Below are 19,025 nucleotides of genomic sequence, written 5' to 3' on the forward strand. Positions count from 1 at the left end.
TTGTCTCCTTTCTTATTTTATTGACCTGGATGCTTATTGTATTTTGATCAGGCTTGTTTTACGAACTGTAATTCACCTAAAATTTTAACTTCTTCACTCACCATCACACCACCGGTTTCCAGGGCCGCGTTCCAGGTTAAACCGAAATCAGTTCTGTTGATTTTTCCACTGATCGTAAACCCAGCCTTGGTGTTGCCCCATGGATCTGTTGCAATGCCCCCAAATTCGACAGCTAATTTTACAGGTTTTGTTACTCCTTTAATGGTTAAATCACCTGTTAAGGTATAGTCATCACCGTCTTTGGTAAAAGCAGTAGATTCAAAAGTTACTTTAGGGAATTCATCGGCATTGAAGAAATCTCCGCTTTTCAGGTGATTGTCCCGGTCACTATTTCCGGTATTTATAGAAGCGGTTTCTGCTTCAAATTTTACCTGTGCATTTTCGAAATCATCAGCTTCAGCAGTTAAGGATGCAGTTAATGCATTCAGACTACCGGTTACTGTAGTAATCATCAGGTGTTTTACTTTAAATTGAAGTTCACTGTGTGTAGGATCTAATGCCCAGTTTGTAGTTGCCATAGTATTGTTGTTTTTAGTTTTTCTTAATTAACAACACAAAGTTACAGCACTATGTTTAGCCAGGCATTGATGTATGATAAGAAATCGTTAAGGTTTAAAGTGCTTATGGGCCAGGTCTTTGCGGACCCTGCTCAGCGATTCAGGAGTAATGCCCAGGTAAGAGGCGATCATCCACTGCGGTACCCTCAAAGTGAGGTTGGGATAGAGTTTGATGAAATTCAGGTAGCGCTCCTCTGCAGTTGCACTGAGCAGCATATTGATCCTTTTTTGCATAAACCTGATGGAATTGTTCAGTATGGTATGGTTCAGATCATGCATACAGGGTACAATCTTTGCCGCCTCATTGATATAATCCTTCGGGATGACCACTGCCTGTGTATGTTCAATGGCATCTATAAAGAATTCAGAAGCCTCGTTAAACAACATGCCGTTGCGGTCAGATAGCCACCATTGTTCGGGTGCGAACTGGATGATATGGGTTTTGCCCTTGCTGTCTATGGAATAACTGCGCAACAGTCCGCTCATTACAAAATAGCCATGTGCAGAAACTTCTCCTTTCATCAGGATCATCTCGTTTCTTTCAAAATTCTTTATTTTCAGCTTGTCGGAAATGAGCGTGAACTGCTCATCTGTAAGGGCTACTTTGTTTTGTAAATAGGCTTTAAACTGCTCCAGCATAGGTGATATCGCTAAGATCTATTTTTGTCAGGTTCAATATTGGAGAAATCCACGCTGCATTTACCGCAATTGGAGGCACAACCCCCGCTTTTAGGAGTTAGTGCACGATAAATGATGCGGCCCAGGTAAAATAAGGCGGCTGCAAAAAGTATAGCGACTAAAATGGTTTGACTATCCATAGTACAAAAATAATAAGCCCTGCTGCAAAGGGGGTCTGTTAAATGTAAATTTACTGTTCCATCAGGCCGATTGTTCCGCCTACCCAGTCAAAATCTTTATTGTACCTCACACCGATCATTTTGCCCCGGCTTAACCTGACCAGTGAAATGCAAAGCTTCGGGTCTTCTCCATCTGCCCATAAATACATCAGCCTGATCTCGGCTTTTACCCGGGCATCCGGGGCCTGCACTACCGGTGCATATTCCACTTTCCGCTGTAATATCCAGTTCTGAGGATCTGTAATCGCTTTAATATCTGCTGCCGTTACCTCAATAATTACCCCCATTCCGGCAAAAGAAAATAAAGGTTTCAATACGTAATTTTCCAGGTCGGCAGGGATGTTTTTCAGCTGGTCTAAAAACCAGGTTTCTGGTATAAAATTGCTTTTGAGGAAAGGCATGGTGTATTTGCTGATCCGGTAAAACCAGTTCGGATGGGTGATCCATTCTATGTTCAGCGCTTCCCTTGGGTCAAAACTTTGGCTAAACAGCCCGGTCTGCCCTGCAATCTCATCGAAGATCAATCGGTTGTATATCCTTTTTAACTGGATTTTTTGCCCCTGTTCATAATAATACAGGTTTTGACCCTCTTTAAAAATATCGGTCAGGCTCAGTATTTTTATCCCCAGGAATTCATGGGTAATCAAAAAGTCGATTAGTGTTTTTTGTGCCGGAGCGTCGATATCCATCAGGGCAACTTCATAAGGCTGATATGGCCCTAAGATCACTTTTTTAAGCATTGCGATGTATTCATCCTCTTTTAAACCTTCAAAATATGGAGTTAAACCATCTGGTAAATCAAACACTTCTTTATAAGTTTTGGCCAGTACAGGTTGGAAACCATATAAGGAGGGGAAGCCCTGCATTTCAATCAGTTTGGGTACCAGCCTGCCCTGCTCATCTTTGCAAATGCCGAAATCGAATGTCAGGAAGTGGGGATGGTCATTCTCCCCGGCAACATTCCATTCTGCTGGAATGGCAGCTGCGCTGAGGGATTTAAAATCAGGCCGTCTGATCAGTGCAATAATTTCTGCTCCGGCAGCAACCAGTTGATCTTTTAAATCAGTGGGGATAAATACCGGTGTTTCGGCAACCCTGAAGGGAATGGTAGTCAAACTCTTTTGCAGCGACAGGATCAACTCCTCATATTTTTCAACCGAAAAGGATTCGTTAAATGCTTTCCTGTATCCTTCAATCATGTTATGCCTCCTGTAAAGCGTTGATGGCCCGGTTTAAAAAATTGGGCAGCACGATCCGCTGGGTAAGTTGAATGCGTGCCGGATCTTCCAGGCTGTTCAGCATGTCCATATATTTCTCTTCCCCATGGTTGGCAATAATGCCCGCCTTCTTGTCTTCCTGTAACAGGTAACGTTTCATGCCAAGGGGGTCGGCCTCCGGATGAAACTGTGTGCCTACAATCTCGTTGGTAAAGCGGATGGCCATCACACAGCGGTCCAGGTCGACGTGCGGACGCTCTTTTTCGAGTGCCAGGACCTGGGTATCCGCAACCGCAAACAGTGCGTCCTCCGGGTTGGTGACCTGCCAGTCCCTGCTATCTACCGTAAAAAAGGGATTGGTCAGCCCACTAAACAATACATCATCTTCACCGGCTTCGGTTAAAAAAACAGGGAAAATACCAAAAGCCGTGGATCGTCTTTTGACCACCTGGCCAAGTCCGAATTTCCTGCAGGCCATCTGAAAAGAATGGCAGATTAAAAAAACATGTTTTTTGTTCAGTTCCTGCAGCGCATTAAAAGCTAAAATCTTATCCAGGAGGCTAAAAAAGTCATTTTCCCAAGGCTGCCCTTCTCCATCGTAAGGGCTGCCAGGCCCCCCGCTTGAAATGTAAATGTCATGGTCCAGGTCTGGTATTTCGCCTTTTTGCCTTAAATCAAATACCTCAAAATGCAGATCAATATCCATCTCCTCCCGGTAGCGTGTTAAGATCTCCTGTATCCCGCGCATCCCCTGGTTGATTACCCCGTTATTCATGTCAATAACCGCAACACTTATCTTATTTCTATCGCTCATTCGCTATTTCGCCCCAATTAAAGTTTGGGTGGTAATGTAGTCTACCACCGACTCAAAGTTACCAAATTGTTCGTAAACAGCCAATTGCCGGTCAGCTCCAGTGCCATTTGCCAATATCTGGTGCACATAGCTGATCTCCTCGCGGCAGCCCAGGCCATCTACCACATCATCCACGAAATCCAGCAGTTCCAAAACCAGGTTGCGGCAATTTACTTCCATTTCCTTGCCAAAATCGATCAGGTTGCCGTCAATCCCATAGCGTGCGGCCCGCCATTTGTTTTCGTTAATTAAGGCCCTTGAATAGCCTATAAAGCTCATGTTCTGCAGACGCAGCTTATACAGTTTGGCGCACAATGCCTGGAAAAGGGCCACAAAAGCCATTGTTTCATCTACCAGCATCGGGCAATCACAGATCCTGAACTCAATCGTTTCAAAAAAGGGGTGTACCCTGATGTCCCACCAGATCTTTTTGGCATTGTCAATGCTGTTGGTCTTGATCAGCAGCTTTACATAGTTGTCATAATCCTCGATGCTGTTAAACATATCCGGGATCCCGGTACGCGGAAATTTATCAAAAATCTTGGTGCGAAATGATTTATAGCCCGTATTCCTGCCTTCCCAAAAAGGGGAGTTGGTAGAAAGGGCAAATACATGCGGCAAAAAATAGCGTACCTGGTTGGCGATGTGTATGGCCAGCTCCCGCGATTGAAAACCTACATGCACATGCAGGCCAAAGATCAGGTTGGAGCGTGCAGCCTCCTGCAACTCGTTCACAATGTCACTGTAACGCGGATGTTCCGTGATCAGCTGTTTTTCCCAGTGTGAAAAAGGATGGGTACCGGCAGCGCCGATCCTTAAGCCCAGTTCGCCTGCCAGCTGTGAAACCGTATACCTTAACTGAGAAATTTCCTGTCTGGCCTGTTCGGTGTTCCTGCAAATGCCGGTTCCTACTTCTACCACGGCCTGGTGCATTTCAGCTTTCACCTGGTCTTTATGGATTTTTTGTGCGGCCTCAACTATTTTCTGATCGTGAGAGGTCAGTTCCCTGGTGACAGGGTCTACTACCATATATTCTTCCTCTATTCCAAGTGTAAAGTCGTTCATCATATCCTTTCCTTACTATAATTGATCTCCTGTTATTTTTTTGCTGCAGGTTTTTCTTTGTTTTTTGTGGCCGGCTCTTTTATGGAGATGGGTTTTTCCGTCAGAGGGATGCCCGAAGCTGCCGTTTTGAGGTATTCGCCCCAGGTCAGGTTGTCCTGTCCCTGCACCTGCGCCTGTGCCCTTTCTATGGCATACCTTGCACTGGTTTCCACTACCCATTCAAAATTTTCCCCGCCAACACTGGCGATATCGGCATCCGGGGCCGGATTACAAAAATCTATGGCATAAGGTATGCCATCGCGCACCGCAAATTCAACCGTGTTGAAATCATATCCCAGGTACTGGTTCAGTTTCAATACATGGGATTCCATAGTTTGCAATAGCTTTTTGTTGGTAGCAGGGCCATTTACTACATAACGCAGGTGAAATGGGTTTCGGGGTTCATAGGGCATGATGCGTACATATTTTCCGCCGATGCAGTAACACCTGAAATATTCCTCGAAAATAATTTCCTCCTGCAGCATCATCACCGTTTGCCGGCTGCGGCTGTGCTTTTCAAAAAAATCTTCTTTGTCATTTAGTTTATACACTTCTTTCCAGCCCCCGCCGTCAAAAGGTTTCATATAGGCCGGGAAACCTGTATACTCAAAAATGGCTTCCCAATCGAGGGGATAGACCAGGTTCCTGAACGAGGCATCTGAAGTGTCATCGGGCCGATCATAAGAGGGGAGCAGCGCTGTTTTAGGTACGGGTACGTTCAGCTTTTCTGCCAGGGCATTGTTGAAAAATTTTTCATCGGCGCTCCACCAGAAGGGGTTGTTGATCACGGCAGTTCCGGTAATGGCTGCATTTTTCATGGCCGCACGATAAAAAGGCACATCCTGGGAAATCCGGTCGATGATCACGGCATAATCCAGTGCCCGGGCCTGGAATATTTTATCTATGCTGACAAATTCAGCTTTATATGCAGTGCCGCCCAGCAGGTTTACACGTTTCACAAATGCCTCAGGGAAAGACCGTTCTTTCCCAAATAAAATTCCAATCTTCTTCATAAGGTACGGGGTTAAAGGCATGCCAATTAGCTGCTTTAAGTTAGGTAAACAATTTGTTAAACAACAAACAATGCTTACATTAATTCGGATGAATCTGTGTTTTTTGTAAAAAAGCAGGCCAGCTTAAGTATTCCTTTGGCAGAATATTAACTTTGCGGATTATTGTGAGAAAGGGAAATTGCTGAATTATGTATACCACGATGTTGCTTCCGGAAATTGTAAAAACCGAACGTGTTTTAAAATCTGCTCATTTGAAACGGGAAGTAGAACTGGATTTTTTTGTTCCTGAAAGCCTGATGGGGAATGAACAACTGAACCTTTTGCTGCTGAATGACGGACAGGATACCGCTGCATTGGATGTACAGCAAAGCATGAACCATCTTTACCGGAACTTTAAAATTGAGCCACTGGTGGTGGTGGCCATAAAGGCAGGTACAGAACGTCTGCAGGAATATGGCGTAGCTGGTCATCCTGATTTTTTGGGCCGTGGTGGCCAAGCAGCAGCTTATACCAGTTTTATCCTTAAAGAGCTCCTGCCCTTTATACAGGCAGAAGTGGAAACGCCCATAAAAGGAAAAAGGGCCATTGCAGGCTTTTCTCTGGGCGGGCTTATGGCATTTGACCTGGCCTGGAACAACGACAATTATTTTGATGCAGTGGGTGTATTTTCAGGTTCTTTCTGGTGGCGTAAAAAAGACCTTAGGGATGGCTATACAGATGATGACCGCATTTTACACCGGTGTATTGCCCTTACAAAAACAAAACCTGAACTGAAATTCTGGTTAATGACAGGTACGGAAGACGAACTGGCCGACCGGAACAGGAACTTCATTATTGATTCCATCGACGATACTGTTGATGTCATTAAGGAACTGCTGAAAAAGGGCTACCGTCGTCCGGAGGACATTACTTATTATGAAATGGTAGGTGGCCGGCATGATGTAGTTAGCTGGGGCAGAGCCCTGCCTGCCTTTTTACTTTGGGCCTTTGGCCGGAAAACGATCGCATCGCTTTAAGTTCAGCATACTGCAGGAATCTGCCTGAAATCAAAGAAACTCAGCGAAACTTAACATACGGGTTAAGCTAATTGCTTGATATGTCGATAATAAACCCTATCTTTGCGCCAAAAATCATACGCATTTTATGCAAAAAATTAGAAATATAGCAATCATTGCCCACGTTGACCACGGTAAAACTACACTGGTTGATAAGATCTTACACGCCTGTTCAATCTTCCGTGATAACGAACAATCAGGAGATTTAATACTTGATAATAATGATTTGGAGCGTGAACGTGGGATCACGATCGTTTCCAAAAACGTTTCAGTTCAGTACAAAGATGTAAAAATCAACATCATTGATACCCCTGGTCACGCCGATTTCGGTGGTGAGGTGGAGCGTGTATTGAAAATGGCTGACGGTGTATTGTTATTATGCGATGCTTTTGAAGGTGCAATGCCTCAAACGCGTTTCGTAACACAAAAAGCATTGGCATTAGGCTTAAAGCCAATTGTAGTGGTAAACAAGGTAGATAAAGAAAACTGCCGTCCGGAAGAAGTTTATGAGCAGATCTTTGAATTGTTCTTTAACCTTGAAGCGACAGAAGACCAGTTGGATTTTCCTGTAATTTACGGTTCGTCCAAACAGGGATGGATGAGTACAGACTGGAAAGTGCCAACTACTGATATTTTCGCCCTGTTAGATGCGGTTGTTGCTAATATTCCTGCTGCACCAACTAACGATGGTACTTTACAAATGCAGATCACTTCATTAGATTATTCCTCTTTCGTAGGTCGTATTGCGATTGGTCGTGTACACCGGGGTGTAATTAAAGAGAACCAACCGGTTACTTTGATCAAGCGGGATGGAAAAATTGTAAAATCAAGAGTAAAGGAATTGTATACTTTCGAAGGATTAGGTAAAATCCGTGCTACTGAAGTAAAATCAGGTGATATCTGTGCTGTTGTTGGTATCGATGGTTTCGATATCGGTGATACCATTGCTGATTTCGAAGCTCCGGAGCAATTGCCGGTTATCAAAATTGATGAGCCTACGATGAACATGTTGTTCACGATCAACAATTCACCATTTTTTGGTAAAGAAGGTAAGTTTGTAACTTCTCAGCGTTTGAAAGAGCGTTTGTATAAAGAGATTGAGAAAAACCTTGCCCTTAAAGTGATAGAAACAGAATCGCCGGATGCTTACCTGGTATACGGAAGGGGTATTCTCCATTTATCTGTATTGATCGAGACCATGCGTCGCGAAGGCTACGAAATTCAGGTTGGCCAGCCACAGGTAATCATCAAAGAAATTGATGGTAAAAAATGCGAGCCTATCGAGACTTTAATTGTTGACGTACCGGGTGAGGTTGCAGGTAAAGTAATTGAGTTGGTAACGCAACGTAAAGGTGAGTTGCTGATCATGGAGCCAAAAGGCGATCTGCAACACCTGGAATTTGATATTCCTGCGCGTGGTATCATCGGATTAAGAAATAATGTATTAACCGCTACTGGTGGTGAGGCGATTATGGCACACCGTTTCAAAGCTTATGAGCCCTGGAAAGGAACGATCCCCGGAAGATTGAACGGAGTATTGGTTTCTATGGAAAAAGGAAGTACAACTGCTTATTCGATTGACAAATTGCAGGATCGTGGCCGTTTCTTTGTTGATCCGGGAGTAGATATTTACGAAGGACAGATCTTAGGAGAGCACATCCGTGACAATGACCTGGTGGTTAATATTGTGAAAGGTAAAGCGTTGACCAATATGCGTGCCTCTGGTACAGATGATAGTCAGCGTATCGCACCGGCCATTAAGTTCTCTCTGGAAGAGGCTATGGAATACATCCAGGCTGATGAGTACATTGAGGTAACTCCGTTAAGCATGCGCTTACGTAAGATTCACTTAACTGAAGCTGCACGTAAAGTCAATAAAATCGTATAATTTTTAGAATTGTCCATATTTTAAAGCCCCTGAAGATCATCTTCAGGGGCTTTTCTTTTATAAATCCTTTTTTCTTAATCGTTTGTTTTTCCGTGCCTGAAATAGTATTGTGCCAGGTTGATGCTGATGAAGATGTGGTTGATCAGGTTGGGTACCAGTCCATAATATTTGGTAAATATCCGGAATCTTTCCTTTAAACTGGCCAGGTGTTTTTTCTTGGACAGGCCGCCAACCAGGTACTTGGCTACAAACATTCGTGTATTTACTATGCTCGACGCTTTTTTAGCTGCCTTGATGATCCAGTCAATGTCTGCGCTGTATTTGTATTTCAGGTCGAAGGGGGCCGCCAGGCTTCGTTTAAGGTAAATGGCCTGGTGACTGATGCTCATACCATACCGGAAGCTTTTCCAGTTGAAATGCTCAGGTGTGCAATGTCTGCGCTGACCCAGGCTTTCCCATTTTTCGTTGTACATTTCTGTTTCGCCATAATAAATATCGGCTGATGCAGCGGTCTCAAATACTTCTGCTACTGTTTCTGGAGCATAAATTTCGTCGCCTGAATTCATGAACAGCACGTAATTACCGGTAGCCAGCGCCAGCCCCTTGTTCATGGCGTCATAAATGCCCTTGTCCGGTTCGGAAATGAACTGTGCCAACCTGGATTTGTATTTATAAATGAGGTCTTTGGTGCCGTCAGTAGAATCCCCGTCGATCAGGATGTATTCAATATTCGGGTAGGTTTGGTTCAAAACAGAAAGCATCGTGCGCTCAATATCTTTTTCATTATTATAAACTACTGTAATTACGGATAAACTGGGTTTGGCTGCTGTCATGTGTTTACTAAGGATTGATAGACTTGTATATATTGCCGGGCGATGTGTTGATGGGTGTAATTGTGCAGCACTTTGTTGCGGGCCTGCAAAGCTATTTCTGCCGCCTGATCACTGCAAAGCATTTTCTGGATGCCATGGGCAAGATCACTTGCTGATTTGAATTTGGCCAGGTAGCCATTTTGCTGATGGTCGATCATTTCGGGAAGACCACCTGTGTTAAAAGCTACTACCGGTGTTCCGCAGGCCATGGACTCCATTACCGTATTAGGCAGGTTGTCTTCTATGGAGGGCATCACAAACACATCGGCCAGGCTGTAAAGTTCTGTCAGGTCCTGTTGTGAACGGATCGTGTTCAGTTCATGTACCGGAAAAGGTAGCTGGCTTGCCTTAAAGTGTTTATTTTTGCCGAAAATGACAATCTCAACAGAGACAGGCAGGTCGTAATTTTGCCTGAGGTATTGCAGGCCTTCTACCAGGTAGCTAATCCCTTTGCGCCTGTCGCCGATGTTGGCAGCGCCAAACAAAATGATTTTAACGTCCGGGCTGATGTTCCATTTGGCACGTGCAACTGCCGGATCCTGAGGGCTATATACCTCGGTGTCAATGGGGTTAGGGATGGCTTGTATAGGGAAAGCTTTGATCAGGGAGCTTTGGCGGGCAACTGAAGCCAGCCACTGACTACAGGTGACAAAACTGAGTTGCTGCGCAGCAGTATACAGATTTTCTTTATGCAGCCAGCCGGCATGCGAGATGTCGCGCGGGGCCGGATTTCTTAAAAAATAACAATTGCCGCATTGCCTGGTAAAATGATCACAGGTGCCTGCATAGTGACAGCCGCCTGTGAAAGACCACATATCGTGCAGCGTCCATACTATCGGTTTGCCCAGCTGCATCAGTTCTTTCAGGTCCTGAATGGACAAAAAGCCGGAATTGGTCCAGTGCAGGTGTAAAATATCTGCGTCTTTTACCAGTTGATGACTGGCAATACTTGTTCCGGCATTGGCGGTTGAAAAGGCGAAACGTACAGATTTATCTTTTTCGTAAAAAAAGAGGAAAGGCAGGCGTTCATACAGGAAGTTGAAGCGGGCTTTTAACCTGCGCCACCAATTGTTTTCAACAGCCTGAACGCGGATTTCGTTGGTTTGTTTTTGTCCAGCCAGGAAGTTTGCGTCAATATTTTCTGATGTCAGCGCTTTTAACAGGCGCATACTGGCTACGGGTGCTCCCCCGCCTGCATCGGATGTATTGATCAGAGTTACCTTCATGAATAAAATTAGTATTGGCGCGATATAAACAAAAATACTAAATTAATGCCCATAAATGGATTGCGAAATAGATATACTGAGGAAAATTACTTTATTTTACACTGGATGAATTTATTTAGTTACTTATTCCAGGATTGGACTGCAAATCCCGGGAACATCAAGGGACGCTTTGTGCTGTTCCTGTTCCGGCTGGTGCAGGTGATCAGCAGGTACACGGTATTGAAGATCGTTTTCATTTTATACCTGGCCTTTTATCATTATTATGTAGAATGGGTACTGGGTATTGAACTGCCACGTAAACTGAAAGTGGGCAAGGGCATGATGCTGTATCATGGGCAGGCCCTGGTGGTAAACCAGGGTGTTGTGATAGGCGAAGGTTGTACCCTGCGCAATTCGGTAACGATCGGGCATAAAAAGCTGACAGATGGTAGTTTCAGCAGATGCCCCCGCATTGGCAACCATGTGGACATCGGTGCGAATGTCTGTATCATTGGTGATCTGGAGATCGGCGATCACGTGGTGATCGGCGCGGGAGCTGTAGTAACCAAAAGCATCCCTGCAAATTGCATTGTGGTGGGCAACCCCGCCAGAATCCTGGAAAAGAAGAACGAGACCACTCAGATTTAACAGATTTTTCTTTTCTTTGAGGCCAGATATGGAAAACCTTTTAACAGACAGAGCATTTTGGGTGAATTATTGGGAGCAGAAACCCGACCTGTCGGTTAATATCCCTGCAAACTATATGTTCCATGAGCAGCTGGCAAAGATCATCAATACGCAAAAGGTGAAAACGGCCATTGAGCTGGGGGGCTTTCCAGGTTATTATGCTGTATTTTTAAAGAAGTACTTTGACCTGGAGGTAACCCTTCTGGACTATTTTGTACACCAGCCCATTACCAATAAACTGCTGCAAACCAACGGCCTGGAAGAAAAGGATATCCAAATTGTTGAAACCGACCTGTTTAATTATGTGCCGGAACAGCAGTACGATCTGGTGCTTTCTTTTGGCCTGATCGAACATTTTAAGGATACTGCAGATATCATCAACAGACACATTCAGTTTGTAAAACCGGGAGGCACTTTGTTCATTACCCTGCCTAATTTCAGGGCTTTGAATGGCTGGTTCCAAAAAAGGTTTGACCCGGATAATTACGACAAACACAATATTGAATGCATGGACCCTAAATTGCTGGCAGGGATTTGTGAACAGGCCGGGCTTCAGGTATTGCAGTCCCGGTTTTTTGGAAACTTTAGCTTATGGCTGCACGAGGAGGAACAAAAGCCTTTGATGCTGAGGTTATTAAAAAAGTCGTTATGGCTGACTGGTAAAATCCTGACGAAAATATTTCCCTTCAATTCCAGGCAGCTTTCGCCTTATATCATTTTAGAAGCCAGAAAACCTTAAACGTTGATGGACCGCTATTTAAAACGCTGTTCAATATAGCGTTTCAGCCGCTGCCAAAGGGAGCCTTTCCGGGTAGACAGGAAGCTTTTTATAGCGATATAAGCCTCGTGGTTTTCGCTGATCTGTTCCGGAAAATAGCTGATGGGTTTAGGATTGATGATGACATTGTAAATGTCGTTGATGCCAGAATGTACCCCGGTACCGTCGTGCCCGATGTTGTTGACCAGCGAATGGGCCGGGTTTAAGGTTAAACCCCCTTTTAAGAATATAGAGGCATACCAGCGGATAGCCCAGGAATTGTTTTTGCCCCTTTTGAAATCCCGCACCTGTTTCCAGAAGTTCATGGTATGTTCTATAGAAAATGCGCTTTTTTTGGATTGATCGAATCGCGCGATCAGGGTGTCTATATTTGGTTCAAAATGCTGCCAGGCCCTTTCCCAGGTTGCCCATCCCCAACTGGTGGCTACGCGGTAAAAAAAAGTTTCGGGCAATTGTGCGTCATTCACGTTGAACATATATGCGCCGATGTGCATCACTTTTTCTTCATCCCTGTAACGTTCCAGGGCTTCGTTAAAATAGGTCAGGGTATAAGGCGAACTGATCAGGTCATCTTCAAAAACAATGACCTGTTTGTAATCACTGACCAGACGGCTAACGCCGGTAATCACGGAATTGGCCAGGCCCATGTTTTCCTTACGTTCGATAATCTCAACCGATTTAAAACCGCTGATGTTTTTAAGAAGTTCCCTTACTGCTGTTACTTTGTCTTCATCTGCATTGGATTTTGGCCCATCTGAAAACACAAATAACCTGCTTTCGGAAGCCAGTTCGTTTTGTGCCAAAAATTTCAGCGTACGGGCAGTATGCTGCGGACGGTTATAGACAAATAAGGCAATGGGCGCAAAGGTTTGCATGTTTTTAGAAGATTTGCAGGTGATGTTAAGCTTTAAACATTCAAACAATTGTTTGGTTTGTAAAACACGGAGGTATATTTAGCGATGATTACGCCTGGTGCCATGCCGGAAAAAGGAAGGTATCTGAACCCCTGTTGTTTCAGGAAAGTATGGGCTTCTGCATATTCCGGCCTTTCGGAATCGTCCAGCACGATTACCCCGTTTTCGGTTAATGCCTGTACTGCCTGCTTGCAGCAGTTTACGCGGTCCCTGCCATCTACAATGATCATATGGAACTTTTTGCCTGTAGTAAGGGCGCTTTTACAATAATCAGCACCAGGGACCAGGTTACACAGGATCATATTTACATTGGGCAGGTTAATTTTGGAACTCTTTTCAAACCAGTCCCTGTCGTGCTCTACGGAATAGACTGAGCCTGCCATGGAAGCATAAAAAATGGTGGAATTTCCGGAGCCAAATTCAAAGATATCGTGCTGTTTGCTGATCCGTTCTTTAATGAAATCGATAAAGGAATAGGTTACCCAGGCGATGGGTTTTCCATTCTGGTCTATTGCCGATTTGGTACGGTAAGCATCAAACCAGCCCTTATCGGCTAAATAGCCTTTGATGCCAAGGGAAAGCAGTACTTTGAGCTTTGAGGGATTGAACAGGCTTAATGCAGATAATTTAGCTTCCATGTTTAGAATATTTCCAGGCTTTGGGTTGATTTTTTGGTAAGAACGGTATAAGCATTGCCAAATTGTTCTTTTTTATTTTTTCCGAGCAAGTTACCCAGTAACTGCTTAACCCTGTATTCCAGTGTTATCTTCAGGGTCTTCATCAGGCTTTTAGGGATTTTACGGACCACAAACTCACAGAATTTAGTCGTTTCGATGGAGGTAAGCGTGGTTTTGTCGGCTACAATTTCCAGGCCTTCGCTCTGCAAAAGGAAACGGATGAGGGTAGGGGTATACATATTGATATGCCCGTAATCCAGGAAATGTTTCATGCGCCGGTCTACTCCAAAACGATAATCCAGCGGAACCTCTATCACCAGGTATTTGGCAACCCTTTTCAGCTCTCTGATTAAAACCCGCTCATGTTCTACATGTTCCAGTACATGGGCTAAAATGACAAGATCAAAAGCATTGTCTTCATAAGGGATGGCATAACCATCAAAGCTGCTAACGGCCTTTAGCCTGGAAAGCTTCCTTTTTTCAATTAACGATACACCACTTTCTGAAATTTCCAGGGCATAAAGCGATTCGGCAAAGCCCATTTCATTCAGATAGTGAAGGATGCTTCCATCACCAGCACCTACTTCGAGTATCTTTTTAGGATGGATCCCTTTGCAAACTTCTGCGAGGTTTTGTGCTTTCGCTTTTGCCCCCAGCATGCGCCATTCTGTTTCGGCCCCGGTGTAGAAGTCCTGATAGGCTTCGGCGATATTGTCGGTTATTACTGTCATTTACGTAAATCGGGGAATGCTAATCTTTTATGCCGTCAACAATCAGCGAAGAATAACCGATTGGCTCATTAAATCGTTTGTCGTATCTTTTGGAACGATGTACATGGCCGTCTTTGCTGTCCCACTCGGTAAAATGGAAATGCCCTTGTTCATCGTAGTATTCAAGCGGAACGGCTTTGAAACCTGCATTCTCCAGTACTTTGCTTAATTTTTTATAATCGTACAGCAGCTTATGGTCATGTGCGCCCTCACCTATTCCTCCTGGCTTAACCATATTGATGTAATCGGGGTTGGGATGGAAGCCATCAGGAACTGCGATACGGATGGTCCCGCCTTTTTTCATATACTGGTAGCAGTTTTTTAGCGCAATAAGGGCATCATCGTAAGTAATGTGCTCAAATACATGCTCGGCTAAAAACCTGCTTACTTTTTTTTCTTCAAAAAGGTTTTGAAAAGCGGCCTGGTTCAACAGGTTGAGATTTTCTATATTGGTGGGCAGCCAGTTCTCGTAATTGGTGTTGTGTGCACCGATGATGATGTTCAGTTCGTCCCCAGTTTTCCTGATCTTGGACTTTAGCTGGATCTCATCAAGCATATGTACGGGCTTTAACAGGATTGACTTTGCTACCTCTTTTAAGGACTTCATCTGGTTGTTGATTTTAATGATCAAAGTTAAAATGTTAAACGCAAAAAACTAATATAAGTGTATAATTATTAGGGCTATTGTTTATTTGGTGCTGCGGGCAAGCAGGATGAACTTTTGAAAAAGGCTGACCATGAACAGGGATTTGAGCATGAGCAGGCCCTGCTGCCTGGTTTTTGGGATAAAGATGATCCAGAAAGTGGTGGTGATGCAGGCAATCAAGGTAGCAACGGACGCACCTACACCTCCATATAACGGGATGAGCCAGAGGTTGAGCAGAATGTTGATCACGGCGCCCGCAGCAGTGCGTTGAAAGGCGATGATGGTATAACCTTCGGCCAGCAGGTATTGGGAACTGGCACTACCCAGAAATACAAATATGCCCGACCAGATGTGTATGGAAAGCATAGGGCCGGCACCCTCATATTCCATGTCCCAGAGGAGATGAATGATTTCATTGCCGAAGATACCAACGAAGATTGCTACGGGCAGGCTGATGAAGACCAACAGGTCGTACAGGTTCTTTAACCTTTTGTTGTAGCGGTCCATGTCTGTTTTCCTGGCATTGATGATGGCAGGAAAAACGGAGCTGATGATGGCGGAAGGGATAAAGTACCAGGCTTCGCTGATCCTTGCAGCGGCACTATAAATACCGACCTCTGTGCTGCCGTTTTTTTTGAGCATCAGGATGTCTATTTTCATATAAAGCAGTACCATGACGCCGGATAAGATGAGCGGAAAAGATTGTTTGAGCAGGGATATGGCCCTGCTGCGGCTAAAGGTCCAGTTCCTGATGTTCTGGCCCTGGCTCTGATATAGGAAAACCAGACCTAGGGCAAGAATCAGGCTGTCAAAGGTTAAGGCCGCAGCAAACCAGATGAGGGGTGTTTTTAACCAGAGCAGCAAAATTTTTACCAGCGAAGAAAGAATCAGGCAGCTATTTTGCACATGAACCACGTATTTAGATTGCACCTGCGACTGGTAGTAAGAATCTATGATGTTAAATGATTTGAAAAATGAGACAAAAGATAGCAGCAAAACGATCCAGGTTAAGGGATTGCCAGGCTTATCCGAGAGGCTATGAAGCAGGAGGTATATGCCTATTGTTAAAGGAATTAGGAACAGGTTAACCCCCATGCGCAAAGCCAGGGAAGTGCCCAGGATCTCGTCTTTTTTTAAGGGGTTGTTGATGATTTCCCGGATGATGAAGGTATCCAGCCCGAGTGTACCCACTGCGGCAACAATTGCGGTTAAAGCATCGGCAAAGCTGAGGTCGCCAAAAGCATGAGGCCCCAGGTGGTGTACGATGACCAAGGCCACAACAAGAGCCAATGCTTTGCCGAACATAAGCCAGCCCGTATTTCTTAAATACTTGTCTAGCGCAGCTTCATCAAAACCTTTAACAAAGGGTATCTTCATTGGCACAAAGATGTAAAATTAAATGCGTTTCCCTTACATTAAAAATGGAGCAGCAGTTCTTCGAGGTTATTGATCTGCCATTCTACATCCTGAGGCTTTTCCTTATGCAGGGGGTTAAAATAAATGGCCCTGATGCCGTAATCCTGTGCACCCCTGATGTCGGCCTCGAGGCTGTCACCAACCATAATGCTTTCGTGCTTTTGCGCCGCTGCTTTATTTAAGGCATAATCAAAAATCGCCTTGTGCGGTTTATTGACACCTACATCTTCAGAAATGATGACATTCTGGAAATAAGGGTTCAGACCGGATACATTCATTTTGGTCAGGGTGGTTTCTTTAAAACCATTAGAAATGATATGGAGGCTGTATTTTTTTTGCAGATAAGCCAGTACTTTTTCGGAGCCCAGGAAAAGATTGGTTTTTGTAGGGCTGATGCGTACATAGTCTTCTTCAAACTGGGCCGGGATCTGATCCGGTTTTACACCGAGCTGCCTGAAGGTTTTGTTGAACCTTTGGGTCCTGAGCTGCTCTTTGGTAATTCTGCCCACATGGTATTCTGCCCAGAGCTGGTGGTTGTTCTCGGTATAGGTAGCAATAAAGTCCTGGCAGGATCTGAGGCCAAGCTTTTCCAGCTGATACAAATCATACAATTCCATCAGGGTTTCCTGCGCGTTCCTGTCAAAATCCCAGATGGTATGGTCTAAATCAAAAAATATATGCCTGATCATTTTTACAATTTTAAAAGGGTGGCAACTCAGATCTTAGTTCCGTAGGCCAGATCTCCTGCATCGCCCAATCCGGGCACAATGTACGATTTACTGGTCATTTCCTCATCAATTGCACCCAGCCATAATTTTGCTTTGGGCAAATTTGCCCTTACATGTCGCAGGCCTTCTGTGCTGGCAATGGCAGATACAATGTGCAGGGCCTTAATTTTATACCTGCCCATCAGTTCTTTACAGCAGAGTACCATGCTCATACCGGTTGCCAGCATGGGATCGGCCATGATGACGATTTTATCTGTTAAATCTGGTGTAGAGACATACTCCAGTGCAATTTCCAGGCTGCCGCTCTTATGTGCTTTCCTGTAGGCCGCCAGGAAGGCACACTCGGCCCGGTCAAAAATTCGGAGCATGCCACTGTGCATCGGAATGCCAGCACGGGTAATGGTAGCGAGCACAGGCTGTTCGGTAAGGCTGAGGGTTTTGGCCACGCCCAGCGGCGTTTGTGTTTCTGCTGGGCTGTAGCTAAGGGTTTTACTGATTTCAAGCGCAAAAAATTCTCCAAGCCGCTCCATATTGGTGCGGAACCGCATGGCATCTTTTTGAATGTGTTCATCCCTGATCTCCGAGATAAAAACATTGGCAATGGAGCTGGTTTTACTGAGGTCGAATATCATTACCTAAAGATAACAAATAAAAATGGCCATTAACCAGTTTTACATGATCTAAAAGTTCGTGGAGCTGTACCAACAGGGCTTCTGTGCTTTTGTTGCGCAGCAGCACCTGGTCTGTGGCAGCAATGGGATGGACGGTAAGCTGGGTCTTTTTATCCAGTTGCAGGTCGTACCAGGGAAAGGGACTGCAGGTGCCTGCCCTGAACCCGGGCTTGTCTTTATAGTACATGCTATAGTCGTTAATGGTATTGTTCTTTGTTAGTTTAACATAGCTTTTGGGCATCAGCATGACGGTGTCAAAATGATGCTGATGGTCTGGAGAAGGAATGAAGCGTATTGGATTTTCCAGGAGACTGCCGGATTGAAGGCTGCTGCTGACCTGTTGGATGCCAGCCATCTTTTCAGCATGTTTTGAGGTTTTGTCCTGCAATATTGACCTGAAGTAGTCCAGGGCATTGGCGAGCAGGTTCCGGCTGTTGTTCCTTGCAGCAGGATAGGCAGCATGTAAAGGCTCAAATGAAAAATACTTTTGACCAAAAGTGAGGGCAGGGAATTGTTTGAGCAGTATGTTTTTGAGAATGAGTGCCCATTCGTCAATAACGGGCAGTTTTAAGAGCCCAAGCTGATACTGCAGGCTATTTTCGGCAGCGTAGGGCTGGTCTTTCTGGCTTCCCTGGGATAAGTATTCTTCATAGCGGCTCAGGAAATAAAAAGATGCCGCAAAAACATCGAAGGGCAGTGTGCTTTTTTGTACCGCAAAAGGGACTTTCAGTTCGCCAAAAATACTGGTTTTAATGTCCTGATCACTGATCTTATGTTCCAGCAGCAGGTTCGTGCTTTTAAAAAACAGCTCGCCGCCGATGGGCTGGGCAGCATAGCAGAACTTAGGCAGGCCGGAATCCACAAACTCCCTGATGTTAACCGTAAAACCGATCTCAGTTTTTAAAACGTCATTGAATATAAAGCTGAAAATATACTTTATGCGGGGGGTAAGCAGTGGTACGTAAGCCAAAAGTTTCATGTGTCTATTTAATTATGTCGGGTTCACGGGGAATAAATTTAGCATATTATTCGTTATATTTGATGTTCATCTGGCCTC

General features: G+C 44.7%; 21 protein-coding genes. 4 read left to right on the plus strand and 17 right to left on the minus strand.

Annotated elements, in window-relative coordinates:
- Positions 1 to 47: 47 nt before the first annotated feature.
- The 7 genes from R2Q85_RS19475 to R2Q85_RS19505 form a co-directional block, all read right to left on the minus strand.
- Positions 48 to 578, minus strand: a complete 531-nt coding sequence (locus R2Q85_RS19475; protein WP_316813464.1) for a YceI family protein — start codon at positions 576 to 578, stop codon at positions 48 to 50.
- An 87-nt stretch (positions 579 to 665) separates the two neighbouring features.
- The gene (locus R2Q85_RS19480) at positions 666 to 1,256 is read right to left on the minus strand and encodes a Crp/Fnr family transcriptional regulator (RefSeq protein ID WP_316813465.1); all 591 of its coding nucleotides are present in this window, start codon (positions 1,254 to 1,256) and stop codon (positions 666 to 668) included.
- A gap of 11 nt (positions 1,257 to 1,267) precedes the next feature.
- Positions 1,268 to 1,435, minus strand: coding sequence for a FeoB-associated Cys-rich membrane protein (locus R2Q85_RS19485; protein ID WP_316813466.1), 168 nt, complete (start codon positions 1,433 to 1,435; stop codon positions 1,268 to 1,270).
- Between the two features lie 50 nt (positions 1,436 to 1,485).
- Entirely contained in the window at positions 1,486 to 2,673 is a 1,188-nt protein-coding gene (locus tag R2Q85_RS19490) for a hypothetical protein (RefSeq protein ID WP_316813467.1), read from the minus strand.
- Position 2,674: 1 nt separating this feature from the next.
- On the minus strand, positions 2,675 to 3,505 hold the full coding sequence (locus tag R2Q85_RS19495; RefSeq protein ID WP_316813468.1) for a glutamine amidotransferase-related protein: 831 nt from the start codon (positions 3,503 to 3,505) through the stop codon (positions 2,675 to 2,677).
- Between the two features lie 3 nt (positions 3,506 to 3,508).
- Positions 3,509 to 4,612, minus strand: a complete 1,104-nt coding sequence (locus R2Q85_RS19500) for a carboxylate-amine ligase (protein WP_316813469.1) — start codon at positions 4,610 to 4,612, stop codon at positions 3,509 to 3,511.
- 29 nt (positions 4,613 to 4,641) lie between these two features.
- The gene (locus R2Q85_RS19505) at positions 4,642 to 5,661 is read right to left on the minus strand and encodes a hypothetical protein (protein ID WP_316813470.1); all 1,020 of its coding nucleotides are present in this window, start codon (positions 5,659 to 5,661) and stop codon (positions 4,642 to 4,644) included.
- A gap of 188 nt (positions 5,662 to 5,849) precedes the next feature.
- Here R2Q85_RS19505 and R2Q85_RS19510 point away from each other — a divergent pair, with 188 nt between their 5' ends.
- Together R2Q85_RS19510 and typA are read left to right on the plus strand one after the other, a co-directional pair.
- A complete protein-coding gene (locus R2Q85_RS19510; RefSeq protein ID WP_316813471.1) occupies positions 5,850 to 6,677 on the plus strand; it encodes an alpha/beta hydrolase in 828 nt (275 codons plus the stop codon).
- Positions 6,678 to 6,804: 127 nt separating this feature from the next.
- Positions 6,805 to 8,604, plus strand: coding sequence for a translational GTPase TypA (typA, locus tag R2Q85_RS19515; RefSeq protein ID WP_316813472.1), 1,800 nt, complete (start codon positions 6,805 to 6,807; stop codon positions 8,602 to 8,604).
- A gap of 74 nt (positions 8,605 to 8,678) precedes the next feature.
- Here typA and R2Q85_RS19520 read toward each other — a convergent pair whose 3' ends face one another.
- Together R2Q85_RS19520 and R2Q85_RS19525 are read right to left on the minus strand one after the other, a co-directional pair.
- Positions 8,679 to 9,437: a glycosyltransferase family 2 protein gene (locus R2Q85_RS19520; protein WP_316813473.1), complete on the minus strand. Its 759-nt coding sequence runs from the start codon at positions 9,435 to 9,437 to the stop codon at positions 8,679 to 8,681.
- Positions 9,434 to 10,702 carry a glycosyltransferase family 4 protein gene (locus tag R2Q85_RS19525; protein ID WP_316813474.1) on the minus strand — a complete coding sequence of 423 codons (1,269 nt, stop codon included), beginning with the start codon at positions 10,700 to 10,702 and terminating at the stop codon, positions 9,434 to 9,436. Before R2Q85_RS19525 ends, R2Q85_RS19520 begins: the two co-directional genes overlap by 4 nt.
- Positions 10,703 to 10,807: 105 nt before the next feature.
- On the opposite strand from R2Q85_RS19525, the gene R2Q85_RS19530 reads away from it, so the two are divergent.
- Together R2Q85_RS19530 and R2Q85_RS19535 are read left to right on the plus strand one after the other, a co-directional pair.
- Positions 10,808 to 11,329, plus strand: a complete 522-nt coding sequence (locus R2Q85_RS19530) for a serine acetyltransferase (RefSeq protein ID WP_316813475.1) — start codon at positions 10,808 to 10,810, stop codon at positions 11,327 to 11,329.
- A gap of 28 nt (positions 11,330 to 11,357) precedes the next feature.
- Positions 11,358 to 12,107: a class I SAM-dependent methyltransferase gene (locus tag R2Q85_RS19535; protein ID WP_316813476.1), complete on the plus strand. Its 750-nt coding sequence runs from the start codon at positions 11,358 to 11,360 to the stop codon at positions 12,105 to 12,107.
- Positions 12,108 to 12,121: 14 nt separating this feature from the next.
- Here the strand turns inward: R2Q85_RS19535 and R2Q85_RS19540 are convergent, their stop codons facing one another.
- The 8 genes from R2Q85_RS19540 to R2Q85_RS19575 form a co-directional block, all read right to left on the minus strand.
- Positions 12,122 to 13,021, minus strand: a complete 900-nt coding sequence (locus R2Q85_RS19540) for a glycosyltransferase (RefSeq protein WP_316813477.1) — start codon at positions 13,019 to 13,021, stop codon at positions 12,122 to 12,124.
- 32 nt (positions 13,022 to 13,053) lie between these two features.
- Positions 13,054 to 13,698 (minus strand): FkbM family methyltransferase, encoded by a 645-nt coding sequence (locus R2Q85_RS19545; protein ID WP_316813478.1) that lies wholly within the window; start codon positions 13,696 to 13,698, stop codon positions 13,054 to 13,056.
- 2 nt (positions 13,699 to 13,700) lie between these two features.
- Entirely contained in the window at positions 13,701 to 14,468 is a 768-nt protein-coding gene (locus tag R2Q85_RS19550) for a class I SAM-dependent methyltransferase (protein ID WP_316813479.1), read from the minus strand.
- A 19-nt stretch (positions 14,469 to 14,487) separates the two neighbouring features.
- Positions 14,488 to 15,114: a hypothetical protein gene (locus R2Q85_RS19555; RefSeq protein ID WP_316813480.1), complete on the minus strand. Its 627-nt coding sequence runs from the start codon at positions 15,112 to 15,114 to the stop codon at positions 14,488 to 14,490.
- 81 nt (positions 15,115 to 15,195) lie between these two features.
- A complete protein-coding gene (locus R2Q85_RS19560; RefSeq protein ID WP_316813481.1) occupies positions 15,196 to 16,530 on the minus strand; it encodes a flippase in 1,335 nt (444 codons plus the stop codon).
- Between the two features lie 38 nt (positions 16,531 to 16,568).
- Positions 16,569 to 17,258, minus strand: a complete 690-nt coding sequence (locus R2Q85_RS19565) for a YjjG family noncanonical pyrimidine nucleotidase (RefSeq protein ID WP_316813482.1) — start codon at positions 17,256 to 17,258, stop codon at positions 16,569 to 16,571.
- A 26-nt stretch (positions 17,259 to 17,284) separates the two neighbouring features.
- Complete coding sequence (gene upp / locus R2Q85_RS19570; RefSeq protein WP_316813483.1) at positions 17,285 to 17,929, minus strand: uracil phosphoribosyltransferase; 645 nt, start codon at positions 17,927 to 17,929, stop codon at positions 17,285 to 17,287.
- Positions 17,910 to 18,947, minus strand: a complete 1,038-nt coding sequence (locus R2Q85_RS19575; protein WP_316813484.1) for a DUF7033 domain-containing protein — start codon at positions 18,945 to 18,947, stop codon at positions 17,910 to 17,912. Before R2Q85_RS19575 ends, upp begins: the two co-directional genes overlap by 20 nt.
- Positions 18,948 to 19,025: the final 78 nt, after the last annotated feature.

Origin of the sequence: Pedobacter heparinus (assembly GCF_032678725.1) — a bacterium.
Lineage (GTDB): Bacteria > Bacteroidota > Bacteroidia > Sphingobacteriales > Sphingobacteriaceae > Pedobacter > Pedobacter heparinus_A.